The organism is Stenotrophomonas mexicanensis (assembly GCF_032911605.1).
In the GTDB taxonomy this organism is placed as follows: domain Bacteria; phylum Pseudomonadota; class Gammaproteobacteria; order Xanthomonadales; family Xanthomonadaceae; genus Stenotrophomonas; species Stenotrophomonas maltophilia_A.
In genome coordinates this window covers 77,133-91,597 of sequence record NZ_JAWJTG010000011.1, presented here as the reverse complement: position 1 = coordinate 91,597, position 14,465 = coordinate 77,133, and the positions used below count along the sequence as shown (strand labels likewise).

14 protein-coding genes and 1 riboswitch are annotated in these 14,465 nt (G+C 66.9%); of the genes, 8 read left to right on the top strand and 6 right to left on the bottom strand.

Annotated features, from left to right (window positions below):
• Nucleotides 1–67: 67 nt before the first annotated feature.
• Complete coding sequence (locus tag R1L06_RS07245) at nt 68–2,584, bottom strand: S9 family peptidase (protein WP_317217308.1); 2,517 nt, start codon at nt 2,582–2,584, stop codon at nt 68–70.
• A 120-nt stretch (nt 2,585–2,704) separates the two neighbouring features.
• A riboswitch (S-adenosyl-L-homocysteine riboswitch) is annotated at nt 2,705–2,788 on the top strand.
• Between the two features lie 36 nt (nt 2,789–2,824).
• Here R1L06_RS07245 and ahcY point away from each other — a divergent pair.
• The 3 genes from ahcY to R1L06_RS07230 all read left to right on the top strand — a co-directional run bounded on the left by ahcY (nt 2,825) and on the right by R1L06_RS07230 (nt 5,526).
• Entirely contained in the window at nt 2,825–4,270 is a 1,446-nt protein-coding gene (gene ahcY / locus R1L06_RS07240) for an adenosylhomocysteinase (protein ID WP_014036003.1), read from the top strand.
• Between the two features lie 279 nt (nt 4,271–4,549).
• Complete coding sequence (ybaK, locus tag R1L06_RS07235; protein ID WP_317217307.1) at nt 4,550–5,023, top strand: Cys-tRNA(Pro) deacylase; 474 nt, start codon at nt 4,550–4,552, stop codon at nt 5,021–5,023.
• The gene (locus R1L06_RS07230) at nt 5,023–5,526 is read left to right on the top strand and encodes a hypothetical protein (protein ID WP_317217306.1); all 504 of its coding nucleotides are present in this window, start codon (nt 5,023–5,025) and stop codon (nt 5,524–5,526) included. Before ybaK ends, R1L06_RS07230 begins: the two co-directional genes overlap by 1 nt.
• Here R1L06_RS07230 and R1L06_RS07225 read toward each other — a convergent pair.
• Both R1L06_RS07225 and R1L06_RS07220 read right to left on the bottom strand, forming a co-directional pair.
• Complete coding sequence (locus tag R1L06_RS07225) at nt 5,523–6,155, bottom strand: energy transducer TonB (protein WP_317217305.1); 633 nt, start codon at nt 6,153–6,155, stop codon at nt 5,523–5,525. The two genes, R1L06_RS07230 and R1L06_RS07225, sit on opposite strands and share 4 nt — an antisense overlap.
• 91 nt (nt 6,156–6,246) lie before the next feature.
• Nucleotides 6,247–6,804, bottom strand: a complete 558-nt coding sequence (locus R1L06_RS07220) for a DUF3228 family protein (RefSeq protein WP_049425078.1) — start codon at nt 6,802–6,804, stop codon at nt 6,247–6,249.
• Between the two features lie 201 nt (nt 6,805–7,005).
• On the opposite strand from R1L06_RS07220, the gene R1L06_RS07215 reads away from it, so the two are divergent.
• From R1L06_RS07215 to R1L06_RS07205, 3 genes are all read left to right on the top strand, one after another.
• Entirely contained in the window at nt 7,006–8,040 is a 1,035-nt protein-coding gene (locus tag R1L06_RS07215) for a type 1 glutamine amidotransferase domain-containing protein (protein ID WP_317217304.1), read from the top strand.
• A gap of 2 nt (nt 8,041–8,042) precedes the next feature.
• Nucleotides 8,043–8,732, top strand: coding sequence for a response regulator transcription factor (locus R1L06_RS07210; protein WP_032129701.1), 690 nt, complete (start codon nt 8,043–8,045; stop codon nt 8,730–8,732).
• Nucleotides 8,733–8,806: 74 nt separating this feature from the next.
• Entirely contained in the window at nt 8,807–10,021 is a 1,215-nt protein-coding gene (locus R1L06_RS07205) for a sensor histidine kinase (protein WP_317217303.1), read from the top strand.
• A gap of 47 nt (nt 10,022–10,068) precedes the next feature.
• Here R1L06_RS07205 and R1L06_RS07200 read toward each other — a convergent pair whose 3' ends face one another.
• From R1L06_RS07200 to R1L06_RS07190, 3 genes are read right to left on the bottom strand one after another with little or no spacing between them, the layout of a single operon-like run.
• Nucleotides 10,069–10,800, bottom strand: a complete 732-nt coding sequence (locus tag R1L06_RS07200; protein ID WP_317217302.1) for a LytR/AlgR family response regulator transcription factor — start codon at nt 10,798–10,800, stop codon at nt 10,069–10,071.
• Nucleotides 10,797–11,843: a sensor histidine kinase gene (locus tag R1L06_RS07195; protein WP_049425075.1), complete on the bottom strand. Its 1,047-nt coding sequence runs from the start codon at nt 11,841–11,843 to the stop codon at nt 10,797–10,799. The genes R1L06_RS07200 and R1L06_RS07195 overlap by 4 nt, the downstream gene beginning before the upstream one ends.
• 24 nt (nt 11,844–11,867) lie before the next feature.
• A complete protein-coding gene (locus tag R1L06_RS07190) occupies nt 11,868–12,794 on the bottom strand; it encodes an alpha/beta fold hydrolase (RefSeq protein ID WP_317217301.1) in 927 nt (308 codons plus the stop codon).
• A 203-nt stretch (nt 12,795–12,997) separates the two neighbouring features.
• Between R1L06_RS07190 and metF the strand changes: the two genes are divergently transcribed.
• Nucleotides 12,998–13,825, top strand: a complete 828-nt coding sequence (gene metF / locus R1L06_RS07185; protein ID WP_317217300.1) for a methylenetetrahydrofolate reductase [NAD(P)H] — start codon at nt 12,998–13,000, stop codon at nt 13,823–13,825.
• Nucleotides 13,826–13,865: 40 nt separating this feature from the next.
• Complete coding sequence (locus R1L06_RS07180; RefSeq protein ID WP_317217299.1) at nt 13,866–14,450, top strand: DUF4124 domain-containing protein; 585 nt, start codon at nt 13,866–13,868, stop codon at nt 14,448–14,450.
• Nucleotides 14,451–14,465 lie beyond the last annotated feature (15 nt).

Sequence of the window (14,465 nt, the reverse complement as noted above, 5' to 3'; positions counted from 1 at the left end):
GGCCGGCAACCTCAGGTCGCGTGAGTCCATGAGGTTGCCGGCCAGCGGCCGGCACTACCGGGTCACGTCAGCGCTTCTTCTTCGCCTTGCCCTGCTCGGCCGGGCCGATGGTCTGCTCCAGCCAGCGCTCGCTTTCGGCCAGCATGGTCATGATCGACTCGCGTGCACGGTAGGCATGCGATTCGTTCGGCAGCATCACCAGACGCGCGGTACCACCCAGGCCCTTCACTGCGGCGAACATGCGCTCGCTCTGCATCGGGAACGTGCCGGAGTTGTTGTCGTCCACGCCGTGGATGAAGAGGATCGGATCCTTGATCCTGTCGGCGTAGTTGAACGGCGCCATCTTCTGGTAGACGTCCTGCGCCTGCCAGTAGTTGCGCTCCTCGGCCTGGAAGCCGAACGGCGTGAGCGTGCGGTTGTAGGCACCGCTGCGGGCGATGCCGGCCTTGAACAGGCGCGTGTGCGCCAGCAGGTTGGCGGTCATGAACGCACCGTAGGAATGGCCACCAATGGCGATGTGATCGCGATCGGTCACGCCACGGCGCACCACTTCATCCACGGCTGCCTGGGCGTTGGCCACCAACTGTTCGATGTAGGTGTCGTTCGGCTCCTTGTCGCCCTCGCCGATGATCGGCATCGACGGGCTGGCCAGCACCACATACCCCTTGGCCAGGAACGCCTGCGGGCCCCAGTAGCTGACCGCATTGAAGCGGTACGGCGAATCGGTCACCTGGCTGGCCGCAGCCGCACTCTTGAACTCGCCCGGGTAGGCCCACATCAGCAGCGGCCGCGGGCCGTCGCGCTTCGGGTCGTAGCCCGGCGGCAGCAGCAGGGTCGCGGTCAGGTCGACGCCATCCTTGCGCTTGTAGCGGATCTGCTCCTTCTGCACGCCCTTCAACTGCGGCAGCGGATGCGCGAAGTGGGTCAGCGCACGCGGCGCAGCGCCAGCATCGGCCAGCGACTGCACGTAGAAGTTGGCCGGCTCATCCGGGCTCTCGCGGCTCAGCAGCAGCGAGCTGGCCTGGTTGTCCAGCAACGCCACCGGCAGCGCATAGCTCGGCGCCTGCGAGTGGAACAGGCGGGTGACCTTGCCCGTGGCAACGTCGAAGCGGTCCACGAACGGACGATCGCCTTCCGGCGATGCACCGGCACCGGCCAGATACAGGCTGCTGCCGTCGGCGCTGGTCTGCAGCAGCGAGCGGCCGCGGTCGTCGCTGGACAACAGCGGCCGGCCCGGATCGGAATAGCGGTCCTGTCCGTCGCGATCCCACAGCAGGCGCGGCTCGGCGCCGGCATTGTCCGGGGCGATCAGCCAAGTCCTGGTCTTGCGCGTCTTCCACCACGACTCGGTCAGCAGGGCCAGGTCGCCACGGCCCCAGTTGATGCCCACCAGACGGCTGCCGAGCTGGGCCAACGTGACCGGCGGCGTGTCGAACGGCGCAGCCTGCATCAGCACCGCATCGCGCACCTTGGCCTCCCTGTTCGGGTCGCCGCCGTCCTGGGCTTCGGCCCAGACCAGCGTGGCATCGGCATCACCACGCCAGCTGATATCGCGCACGCCGGTCACTTCAGCGTCGTTGCCGGTCGGCAGACCTTCCACCAGCGGACGCACGGCCACGGTGTGCACCAGCTTGCCGCTGGCACGGTCGATCACTTCAATGCGGCGCGGGAAACTGCTCACCGGCACCACGTAGGAATACGGCCGCTGCACCGGCTGGCGCAGCACGAAGCGGCCATCCGGCGACACCGAGAAGCCCATGAAGATGCCGGCCGCGCCGATCGCGCGGGTGTTGCCATCCAGGCTGACTTCCATCGGCTGGGTGGTGGCGTAGTAATCGAACTGGCGCGCGTCGGCCTCGTTCTTCAGCAGGTCCTGGTAGGTACGGATCGACACCACGCCGCCGCCCTGGCTGGTCTGCTGCACGGCCGGGCCGGTCGGAATGCCGTCGGCGGCCGGGGCCGCACCAAGGTTGGCCGGACGGGTGAACACCACCAGGCCGCGGCTGTCCGGCAGCCACTGGTAGCCACTGCCGATCACCGTGTTCAGGCCGGCGACCAGACGACGGGCGCTGCCGCCGGCCACATCCACCAGCCACAGTTCATTGGCGCCGCTGGCGGCGTCGACCTGGTTGAAGGCCAGCCACTTCTGGTCCGGCGACCACATCACGCTGGCGATCGACAGCTTGGCCGGCAGGCCGCTGATCTGCCGTTCCTTGCCGTCGGCCACGTTCATCAGCCACAGCTTCTCGCCGAAGCTGAAGCGGCTGTCGGAGAAGGTGCGCGGGTTGATGCGCAGGCCGGCCAGCTTCAGTTCCGGCTGCGCCACCACCTGGATCGACGGCAGCGACGGCATCTGCATCATCGCGGCCACGTCGCGGCGCGGTGACAGGTACAGCGAGGGCGCGCGCGGCGCGTCCACCACCGCCTGCAGCGCCGCCGACGGCAGTTCGTAGCCGTTGACGCCCTGGGCCTGTACCTGGGCGGGCTGCGGGGACGCGGCCCAGGCCAGCGGAGCCACCGCCAGCAGTCCCATCGACAGGACCAGACCGGTCCAGCGCCGTGTGCGGCGCGCGTGCATGCTCATCGTTCCACCTGTGTGATGCGTGAAAACACCGACCTTAACAGGCCGTGCACGCGATCCCACCTGCCGATGGTTGGGTCATCCGGATGTCACGCCGGGGCCGCGATATAATGGGGGTTCTCCCCTGCCGAGGGGCGCTGCGACCGGATCCCATGAGGCCCGGCCAGGCTCGGTAAGGTGGCTTTGTAACAACGGCGCCCGGCTAGATGCGAGCACCCGCTCGCCCACAACCGGAGCACACGAATGAACGCTGTTGCCAAGACCTTCTCCACCGAAGGTGATTACAAGATCCGCGACATCACGCTGGCCGACTGGGGCCGCAAGGAACTTGACATCGCCGAGCACGAAATGCCGGGCCTGATGTCGATCCGCCGCAAGTACCAGGCCGAGCTGCCGCTGAAGGGCGTGCGCGTGACCGGCTCGCTGCACATGACCATCCAGACCGCGGTGCTGATCGAGACCCTGAAGGACATCGGTGCCGACGTGCGCTGGGCCTCGTGCAACATCTTCTCGACCCAGGACCACGCCGCTGCCGCCATCGCCGCCACCGGCACCCCGGTGTTCGCCTGGAAGGGCGAGACCCTGGAAGAGTACTGGGACTGCACCCTGGACGCGCTGACCTTCACCCTGGCCGACGGCACCCTGACCGGCCCGGAACTGGTGGTCGACGACGGCGGTGACGTGACCCTGCTGATCCACAAGGGCTACGAGCTGGAAAACGGCAGCGACTGGGTCAACACCGCCTCTGCCTCGCACGAAGAACAGGTCATCAAGAACCTGCTCAAGCGCGTCGCCAAGGAGCGCCCGGGTTACTGGGGCCGCGTGGTCAAGGACTGGAAGGGCGTCTCCGAAGAGACCACCACCGGCGTGCACCGCCTGTACCAGCTGGCCCAGGCCGGCACCCTGCTGATCCCGGCGATCAACGTCAACGACTCGGTCACCAAGAGCAAGTTCGACAACCTGTACGGCTGCCGCGAGTCGCTGGCCGATGGCCTGAAGCGCGCGATGGACGTGATGCTGGCCGGCAAGGTAGCCGTGGTCTGCGGCTACGGCGACGTCGGCAAGGGCTGCGCGGCCTCGCTGCGTGCCTACGGCGCGCGCGTGATCGTCACCGAGATCGACCCGATCTGCGCCCTGCAGGCGGCGATGGAAGGCTATGAAGTCAACACCATCGAATCGACTCTGGGCCGTGCCGACCTGTACGTCACCACCACCGGCAACAAGGACATCATCCGCATCGAGCACCTGAGCGCGATGAAGGACCAGGCCATCGTCTGCAACATCGGCCACTTCGACAACGAGATCCAGGTCGATGCGCTGGTGTCGTTCGCCGGCATCAAGCACGTCAACATCAAGCCGCAGGTGGACAAGTACATCTTCCCGAACGGCAACGCGATCTTCCTGCTGGCCGAAGGCCGCCTGGTGAACCTGGGCTGCGCCACCGGCCACCCGAGCTTCGTCATGTCCAACAGCTTCGCCAACCAGACCCTGGCACAGATCGACCTGTGGGCGAACAAGGACAGCTACGAGAAGAAGGTCTACCTGCTACCGAAGAAGCTGGACGAAGAAGTGGCCCGCCTGCACCTGGAAAAGATCGGCGTGAAGCTGACCACCCTGAGCCAGGAACAGGCCGACTACATCGGCGTGCCGGTGGAAGGCCCGTTCAAGCCGGACCACTACCGCTACTGATGCCTGCGCGGTGGCGGCCAGCGGCCGCCACTACCGGTGCATGCAACACACGGAACGGGCGCCTTCGGGCGCCCGTTCTGCGTTCGCGTGTGGCCGTACACCACGTATCCACGCATGGCGTGGATCTACTGATCGTCCGGCCCCAGTAGATCCACGCCATGCGTGGATATCCCCCAGCCAACCCACAGTAGATCCACGCCATGCGTGGATGTTCCCCACCGGAGCGGGAACAATAGCCTCGGTCAAGGCAACACCCCTGCCCCGCGCTAGGATGCACCCATGACCCCGGCCATCAACCTGCTCAAGCGCGAGAAGATCGCCCACACCGTGCGCAGCTACGTGCACGACGCCCACGCCGAATCGTATGGGGGCGAAGCCGTCGACAAGCTCGGCCTCGACCCGGCCCAGGTGTTCAAGACCCTGCTGGCGAGCACCGAAACCCACGAGCTGCTGGTGGCGATCGTGCCGGTGGCCGGCCAGCTGGACCTGAAGGCCCTGGCCGAAGCGGCCGGCTGCAAGAAGTGCGAGATGGCCGCTGCTGACGCTGCACAGCGCGCGACCGGTTACCTGGTCGGTGGCATCAGCCCGCTCGGGCAGAAGAAGCGCCTGCGCACCTTCCTGGACGCCAGCGCGCAGGCATTGCCCAACCTGCATGTCAGCGCCGGGCGCCGCGGCCTCGAGGTGGAACTGGCGCCGACCGACCTGCTGCAGCTGACTGCTGGCCACTACGCTGCCATCGGCAAGTCACGCTGATGCGCTGGCCGTGGTCTGCAGCACCGATACCCCGGCTCGACGATGCACAGGCCGATGTGCTGCTGCAGGACCTGTTGTCGCGCGATGCAACGCGCATCACCGATGCCGCGCGTACGGTCGCTCGGCTGTTCAGCGCCTCATCGTTGGACGCGCTGGTCGCGCATGTGGATACGATCGAACGCAGCTGCCAGGACATCGCCCTTGGCGGCATGCTGATCAGCAACCAGGCGCACCTCAAGGCGGCCCTGCAACGGCTGCGCTACTGGCAGGCACGCGAAGGCTGCCTGTGCGCGCTCTACCCATCCTATGTGTTCTTCAGCCCCGAGCCTCTGCTGGAACAAGGTCACGTGCAGCTGCGTGCACGGGGCGAAGCGGAGGACGGCTGGGGCGAATGCTACCGGCTGACGTGCACCTGCTGCGCGCAGCAATGGAGCGCGACCGAGCGCGAATACCACTACACCTGGTGGGAGTGGAAGCCCGAGCCCGCCCTGCAGACGCCTTAGTTGAGCTTGAACGTGACCGTGCCGCGTATCAGGCTCATGCTTGGTGCCTTGCCTGCCGCTTCACGCTCGTAGCGCCAGTCACGCGCGTGCTTGAGCGCCGCCGCATCGAGCAGCGGGTAGCCGCTGGATCGGGACAGGATGATCGCCTGGGTCTTGCCCTGCGCATCCAGCAGCAGCATCAGCTCGACACCTCCCTGCTGGGCCTCGCGCATGGCGGCCGCAGGATACGTCGGGACCGACGAAAGTCGCCGCTGGTGCCAGCCTCCTTCCCGGGCAATCAAGGGCGTGCTGGAAGAGAGTGGGCAACGTGCAGGCATCTGCAGGTCGAAGCCTGCAGCCCCTTGCGAAGGCCGGGTGGTGGCTGGCGCACCACAGGCGATCGCCGACACGCTCTGCAGCAACGACTGCTGACGCGAAAGCGCTGCAGCGTCATCCGCTTCCACATGGAACGTGCAGCGCCCCGACGTTGCCTTCGCCTGCAGTGAACCCACGCCGGCATCGCGGATCGGCGTCACGTCGGACAAAGCACCACAGGCGGCGCCTGCATCGTACTTTGCTGCCGAGCTTTCACTTGCGGCCAGCAGACCTGCGGCGACCCATGCAAACGGCATCCAACTGCGAACATCCATCCCTGTGCTCCCTGCGTTGATTCACTGCTATGGTAGCGCCCCGCTGCAATCCTCCCTGTTCATATGCCGACTGTCCGGCCGCAGCGTGGGCTCACGGCCGCCAGTTCGCGTTGTTCTCCCAGAACGCGACGGAGCGCTGGTACGCCTCGCGATCCAGCGGCACACCGGAACCGCCCTCCTCCACGCCCAGTGCATTGCGCATCATGGTGATCGGCGCCATCGGTACTTCTTCGGGTTCGGCGGTGTAGATGCAGCCGACGATGCCCCAGTCCGCTTCGATCGGTGACCCCTCCTTCGCCAGCTGCCCGGCGCTGTACAGGATCACTACCAGATAGTTCGCGCGCGGCGACTCCACGCCCTCGAACCAGCGCACCAGCACCGGCAGTTCCTCGCGGTTGCGCGCCTCGTAGCCGCTGCGCAGCTGGTGGCGGTTGGCCTCGGTGACCGGCACCGTCAGGCAGCGCGTGCTGGTCCAGTTCTCGTAGACGAACAGTTTGCAGAACGGCGCGTAGCCGTCGAGCACCTTCAGCGGCGCGTGCGCATTGAGGTGTGCCTCGAACTGCTCGGCAGTACAGTCCTGGATGGTGTTGCCACGCGGCACGCGCGGGAACAGGCGGGGACGGGCGAAGTCGGTAAGGACGATGGACATGGCATGCACGAACGGGAACAGGCCCTCAGGGTAACGGTCGATGCGCTTGAAGTCTGCTTCACATTTGCCGGCCACAGTGCGCGCACATCTCCCGGAGAGTCCTGCATGAACCGCTTCCGCTCCCCCCTGCTGTCCGGCCTGCTGGCCGTCCTTCTCCTCCCTGCCATGGCCCCATCTTCCGCGTCTGCCGCACCATCGCGCGTGCTGCTCGTCGTCAGCAGCGAAGGCCGGGACCAAGGGAAGACCCGTCCGGGCTTCGAGATGGACGAATTTGCCCAGGCCTGGCTCATCCTCAAGCAGAACGGCTTCGACATCGACGTGGCAAGTCCGCGTGGCGGCGCCGTCGAGGCTGACAAGTACAACCCCTCCGAGGCCTTCAACGCAGCTGTCCTTGCCGATTCCCAGGCCATGGGCAAGCTTGCCGCGACCGTGCCCACTGCACAACTGCGTGCCAGCGACTACCAGGGCGTCCTGGTGATCGGCGGCAAGGGTGCCATGTTCGACCTTCCGGCCGACAAGGCCCTGCATGCCACGATTGCCGGAATCTGGCAGCAGGGAGGACTGGTCGCGGCGGTATGCCATGGTCCGGCCGCACTGGCGGGTGTTCGCCTTCCCGATGGCCGGGCCATGGTGGAAGGCCGCGCCATGACCGGATTCACGGAAGAGGAAGAAGCACTGTTCGGCAAACGTTGGGCGAAGGAATTCGCGTTCCAGCTTGAACCGCGCATGCGCGAGCTGGGCGCACGCTGGCAGGAGGCACCGCTGATGATGCCCAAGGTCGTAGTCGATGGACGCCTGCTGACCGGTCAGAACCCGTTCTCGACCGCCGCACTGGCTGACGCCTTCGTGCGCGCCAGCGGGCGTGTGCCACTGGCACGCCAGGCATGGCGCGATGAGCGCAGCATGGCGCTGGTGGAGCAGCACCTGCAGCAGCGTGATGGTCAGGCGGCGCAGATACTGGCGCAGCGCCCGTCCGACCATCACGTCGAGCTGATCGGCATGCTGGGTTTCTACCAGCTGAAAGCAGCAAAGGACGCCACTGCAACCGCCGACGCGCTGTCCATCATGCAGCTGGCCAGCCCGCATATGGACGAGCCGAGGCTGCAGGTCGCGATGGCAGAAGCGCACTGGCGCCTGGGCCGGACCGATCTGGCCCGTTCGCAGGTACTGGCTGTGCTGGAAAAGCAGCCCGGTCTGGACGAAGCTAACGCTCTCCTGGCCCGCATGCAGCCCTGACCATGGACGCCGAGCGCCTGCGCCTGCTGTTGATTGAAGACAACCTGCCGTTGGCCTCGGCCATCATCGACATGCTGCAGGCGCATGGCCATCTGGTCGATTTCGCCGCTGGCGGACACGTCGGGCTGCAGTTGGCGCTGGCGTCACCGCCGGATGTGCTGCTGCTCGATATCGGGTTGCCGGGCACCGATGGTACGACGGTCTGCCGTCGGTTGCGCGAGTGCAGTGATCGGCACGTCCCCATCCTGATGCTGACCGCACGCGATGCGATCGACGACAAGCTGCAGGGCTTCGCTGCGGGCGCGGATGACTATCTGGTCAAGCCCTTCGACGATGCCGAGCTGCTCGCCCGCTGTCTCGCCCTCGCCCGCCGCCATCGCGTGGGTCAACCGAACCTCCTGCAGATTGGGCCGCTGAGCATCGACCGCCGCAGCGGCCAGGCCTGGCGCGCGGGATTGCTGCTGGAGCTGGCACAGGTTCCGCAGCGCATCCTGCTTGTACTGGCCGAGGCCTGGCCGCGAACCGTCACCCGCAGCGAGCTCGTTCAACGCCTGTGGGGGGATGAAGCACCTCCTTCCGATCCGCTGCGCTCGCATCTGTACCTGTTGCGGCAGGTACTGGACAGGCCGTTCGAAGGCGAGATGCTGCGCACCGTCCACGGTGTCGGCTTCCGTCTGGAAGCTTCGCCATGAAACCGCGGCCCACCCAGCACCTGCGCCGTCGACTGCTGATCACATTCACAGCCTTCGCGCTGTTCACCGCCACGGTGTTCGGCACCTACTCGCTGGTGTTCATGTATGTGGTGGAAGACAGCATCTTCAACGCCCAACTGGACCGTGAAGCACGGGCTCAGCTCGCCCGGCACGCGCTCGAAGGGGACTGGCGTACACCTGCCGATGCCGCAATCCAGCTGCATCGTTCACCCTCTACCTTCCCCGACGATCTGCGCAGCGAGCTCGCAAAGGAACCGTGGCGCTCAGAGTTCGCGGGTGTCGATGGTCGGCACTACCATCTCAAGCGGATCGATCCCCCGGCCGGCGCCCGCCCTGCTTGGCTTGTGTCGGAGGTCAGTGCGCAACTGGTGGTCCGGCCGATCCGCGATCGGGTCGTAATGCTGCTTGCCGGCACAGCACTGCTGGTCCTGATCGCGGCGATCGTCCTCGGCATCTGGCTCGCCCATCGCAGCACACGCTCGCTCTACGCGCTGGTCGAGGAGGTTGAAGCGCTGCAGCCGGAACCAGGCCCCGGCGTGCGCCTGGCAGCACGTTTCGACGATGACGAGATTGGCGTGCTCGCGCGCGCCCTGGATGGATTGTCCGCACGCGTCGCTGCCTTCGTTGCCCGCGAACACGCGTTCACGCGCGATGCCAGCCACGAACTGCGCACACCCTTGAGCGTCATCTCCAGTGCGGCAGGCCAGTTGGCCAGCGAGTCGGGCCTGTCCGAGCGTGGCCGCCAGCATGTGCAGCATATCCGTCTTTCGGCACTGCAGCTGCAGCAGGCCATTGCGGCGCTGCTGGCGCTGGCTCGCGAGGAAACCGCCAGCCACGGCGCTCCGCCGGTCAAACTTGTGCCGCTGCTGGAACGGGTGATCATCGAGCAGTCTCCGTTGCTGGCTGCACGGCCGGTCGAGGTACAGCTGACCGTGCCCGACGGGGCCACGCTGCGCGCGCCCGAGGCGGCCCTGCGCGTAGTCCTGGCCAATCTGGTCGGCAATGCGTTCGCGCATACCGCGCAGGGCCAGGTCCTGATTGCATGGCAGGACGCTCAGCTGCTGGTGCACAACACGGCAGGTGCTTCGCCCTTCCTTGGCAACTGGCCCGAGCCGCGGCCATTCGACAAGCGTGATGGCAGCGAGGGCAACGGTCTGGGCCTGGATATCATGCGGCGACTGTGCAGCCACTACGGGCTCGAACTGGTCATCCAGCACGGCGGTGGCGGGGTGATGGCCCGCTTGAGGGGGCAGCCAGCCGAGGCATGAAGCGCCTCCGGCGGTCCAGCCCCGTCAGTGCCGAGCGGTAGCGGCAGCTACAACGCCATCCGTTCACGCAGTTCACGCGCCTGCCGGCGCGACACCTCCACCTCGCTGCCGTCATCCAGCGCCAGGTCATAACCATCAGCGATGCTGGGCGTCACGCCTCGGATGCGGCGCATGTTGACCAGCGCGTTGCGGTTGGCACGGAAGAAAAGATCCGGCGGCAGGCGTGCTTCCAGCGCAGTCAGGCTGCGGGTCAGCAGGGCATTCTGGTCGCGGAACCACAGCCGCGTGTAGTTGCCATCCACCACCAGCCGGCGGATCTCCGAGACCGCGACGAACCAGCAGCGTTCGCCCTCGCGCACGAACACCTGGTCCTGCGCAGCCAGCGTGCTGCGCTGCTCCGGCGTTTCGCCCGCCACCACCTCGCGCTGGCGCGCCCGCTGCAACGCTTCCAGCAAGCGCGGTGCCTCGACCGGCTTCACCAGATAGTCCAGCGCGTTGGCCTGGAACGCGCGCACCGCGTAGGTGTCGTAGGCAGTAACGAAGATCACCGCCGGCACCGTCTCCAGCCCATCCAGAACATCGAAGCCACTGCCGGAGGGCATCTGCACATCCAGCAGCACCAGGTCCGGCGCCAGTGTGGCGATCGCCTCGCGCGCGGCCGGCACATCGTCGGCCTCGCCCACGCACTGCACCCACGGCAGCACCGACAACAGCGTGCGCAGCTCCTGCCGCGCCAGCCGCGCATCATCAACGATCAACACACGCAGCACGCCACTCATTGCGGAATCTCCAGCAGGGCCTGCATGCGGTCGCCGACCGGCTGCAGGGTGAAACGACCTTGCGTACCGAGCTGCGCACGCAGGTAGGCCAGGCCGACGCCATGCCCAGGGGTGGGCTCGTTGGCGCTGCCCAGCGGATTGTCCACCTGCAGGCGCAGCACGTCATTGTCCAGCGTGGCACGGATCTGCACCTCGCCGCCGCCGGGGCGGCTGGCGATGCCGTGCTTGATCGCGTTCTCCACCAGCAGCTGCAACGCCATCGCAGGCAGCTGCGCCTGCATGGCATCGGCATCGATCTGCTGCCGCACCTGCAGGCGCTGCTCGAAGTGGATGGCCTCGATGGCCAGATAGTCGTCGACCACCGCCAGTTCCTCGGCCAGCGTGACCTGCTCGCTGCGGTTGTGCGCCAGCGCCTGGCGCAGTGTGCGCGACAGGCGGGTGACCATGTCGCGCGCACGCTCAGGATCTTCCAGGATCAGCGCACGCAGGTTGTTCAGCGCATTGAACATGAAGTGCGGGTTGAGCCGCGCACGCAGCGCATCGCGTTCCAGCGCACTGCGCTCGGCTTCGGCGCGCAGGCGGGCCAGTTCCGCCCCGCGTATCCGGCGCAGGCTGTGCAGGCTTGCCCAAAGCGCTGCCCACAGGGCCAGCATCACCGCAGTGGTGTACCAGTAGAGCAGCAGCGCCTTGGGACTGAAGTCGGCCGTCTGCCGCCCCAGGCTCACCCAGTTCCAGGCCAGCGCCGAGTGCAGCGCGATGTTCACCAGCAGCTGCGCCACTGCCGCGCCCAATGCCACCGACAGCGCCAGCCGCAGCAACAGCCCGGCCGTTCCGCGCGCCCACCAGTCTGCGCGCAGCGCCAGCGCGCGGATGGCACCGCTGCATCCGAACAGGGCCAACGCCAGGCCCAGCGTGATCAACACGCCTGCGCTTCCGGCATCGCTGAAATAGGCTTGGCGCAGGCCGATTCCGGCAACGCCATAGAGCGCCCATACCAGCGCATTGAGCAGCCAGAAGCGTACCGTCGAGGAGGAATCCGGCATGTCCATTCCGAGGCGTGTTGAAACTCAGTGGTGGCGGTCGAGGAAGGCCTGCACCTGTTCCTGCAACCAGCGCGGATCATCCCACATCAGGAAGTGGAAACCCTGCGCGCTCATCGCGATCTGTACGCCCTGCAGTTTCGCGTACTGCGACTGGAACATCGCCCGGGTGCCGTCCTCGGTGCCACCCATCGGCTGGTAGCCGGCCCAGCTGCCCAGCACCAGCGTCGGTGCGGTGATCGAGGCAATGCTGTCACGCAGGTCAGTGGACATCACCGCATGCATGGCATCGGCCGTGGTCTGGCGGTCGCTGTCTTCGCCCCAGCGGCCCAGTTCGGCCTGGCGCTGCGGATCGCGGGTCATCCCCGGCAGGCCCGCCTTCAACTGCGCCTGCCATTGCGCGGCGTCGGCGGCCAGCATGCCCTTGCGCAGCTGGTCGGCCATCGGCCGCACGCTGTCAGCGGTGGCCTTCGGGTCACGCGCGGCCGGCAGGAATGGCAGGGCGTCAACCACCACCAACGCGCTGACCGCCTTCGGCTCGGCCTGCGCCATCTGCAGGCCCAGCAGGCCACCGAGGCTGTGGCCAACCACCACCACCGGCCCCAGATGCTGGTCATGCAGGTAGGCCAGCAGCTGCCCGCGCATCGCCGGCAGGAACTCGACCGGGCGCGGATCGGCCGCGAGCGCACCGGCAAAGCCGGGCAGCTGCACCAGATGGCACTGCACATCCTTCAGGGCCAGGCAGGTCTCGCGCCACACCTCGGCGCTGCTGTTGAGGCCGGGAATCATCAGCAGCGGGCGGCCCTTGCCGACCACCTCGACCTGCACCTTGCCCGCCGCCGGGGCGCTGGCGGCGTGCGCCGAGCCGGAGCCGAGCACGGCCATCGCCATGCCGATCATCGCCAGCCGGGCCAGGGCCTTCATTGCATACCAGAGTGCCAGGAAGATCTTCATCGTCTGCTCCTTCGTCAGGTGGGTGGTGCCGGAATGGGCTCAGCGTGCCGCCGGCCACGGCACCCGGGGGGCGATTTCGGAGCAGCGGCCGATCGCCGGGGCGAACGGTCGCAGGCGGCAGACGATGTACGCCCGCAGAAATTGACAACATCCATCTTGATGAAGCGATATACTGATCCGCACCCGCCGCTGCCGCCCGTGCCATGACCGCCATCAGCTTCGAGTTCTATCCGCCCAAGACCGACGAACAGCGCAGCCAGCTGGACCGCGCCGCAGCCAGACTGAAGGACTACGGTCCCGAGTACGTGTCGTGTACCTTCGGCGCCGGTGGCTCGACCCTGAGCTATACCTCCGAGACCGTGCGCCACCTCAACCAGCACCATGGCTTCGATGCCGCACCGCATCTGTCCTGCGTCGGCGGCGCCCGTCAGGAAATCCGCGAGCTGCTCAAGCTGTATCGCGCCATCGGCTGCCGCCGCCTGGTCGCGCTGCGCGGCGATCTGCCGTCGGGCATGGGTTTCCCCGGTGACATGCGCTATGCCGCCGAACTGATCGACTTCATCCGCGCCGAGCACGGCGATGCGTTCCATATCGAAGTGGGCGCGTACCCGGAAACGCACCCGCAGGCTTCCGACGCACTGGCCGACCTGAAGCATTTCAAGGCCAAGATCGACGCCGGTGCCGATGCGGCGATCACCCAGTACTTCTTCAACCCTGATGCCTACTTCCATTTCGTCGACGAAGTGCGGCGGCTGGGCGTGCAGGTACCGATCACGCCCGGCATCATGCCGATCGCCAACTTCAGCCAGCTGCGCCGCTTCTCCGAACAGTGCGGTGCGGAGATCCCGCGCTGGATCAGCCGCAAGATGCAGGCTTATGGCGATGATGCAGAGTCGGTGCGTGCATTCGGCACTGAAGTGGTGGCCAAGCTGTGCCAGCGCCTGATCGAAGGCGGCGCACCCGGCCTGCACTTCTACACCTTGAACCTGGCCAAGCCGACCACTTCGGTGCTGAAGCTGCTGCAGGGCTGAAAGCACGGCGCGCAAGCGTGATCGGCGCTACCCTGCGAGGATGATCCGGCTTTCCTTCCTGCTGTTGCTGCTGCTGCCGTGCGTTCTGTCGAGCGCCGCCCACGCACAGTCCACGCGCCTGAACCGCTGCACCGATGCCCAGGGCCAAAGCGTCTACACCGACCGGCCCTGCGACAGCCTGGGCGCGCGGTCGCGGTTGCCACCGCCTGCGCCCGCCGGCAACACCCTGCAGCGCGACACCCTGGGGGCACGCTGCCCGCGGCGGCTGAGTGAACTGGTGGACGCGCTGCGCGTCGGCATCGTCAGCAACGATGTGAATCGGCTGTCCTCACTGTATCTGTGGGGCGCGGTTTCCGATGCGGGCGCGCAGCGCATCCTCGGCCAGCTGGAATCGTTGGCGCGGCGGCCCCTGGTGGACGTGGTGCCGGTGTATCCGTCACAGGCGCTGCCGCAATCGCAGGATGAGGATCAGAGCCCTGCCGCGCTGGGATCCGACCCTGTGGCCTCTGTGGCGCGGCATCCCATCGGCCTGCGCCTGGAGCAGACCCTGCCCGGCAGCGCGTCGCGCACTTCGACGGTGCTGGGGTTGCGACGGCAATACGGGTGTTTCTGGATCACGCTGTGATCGCGAGCATCCATC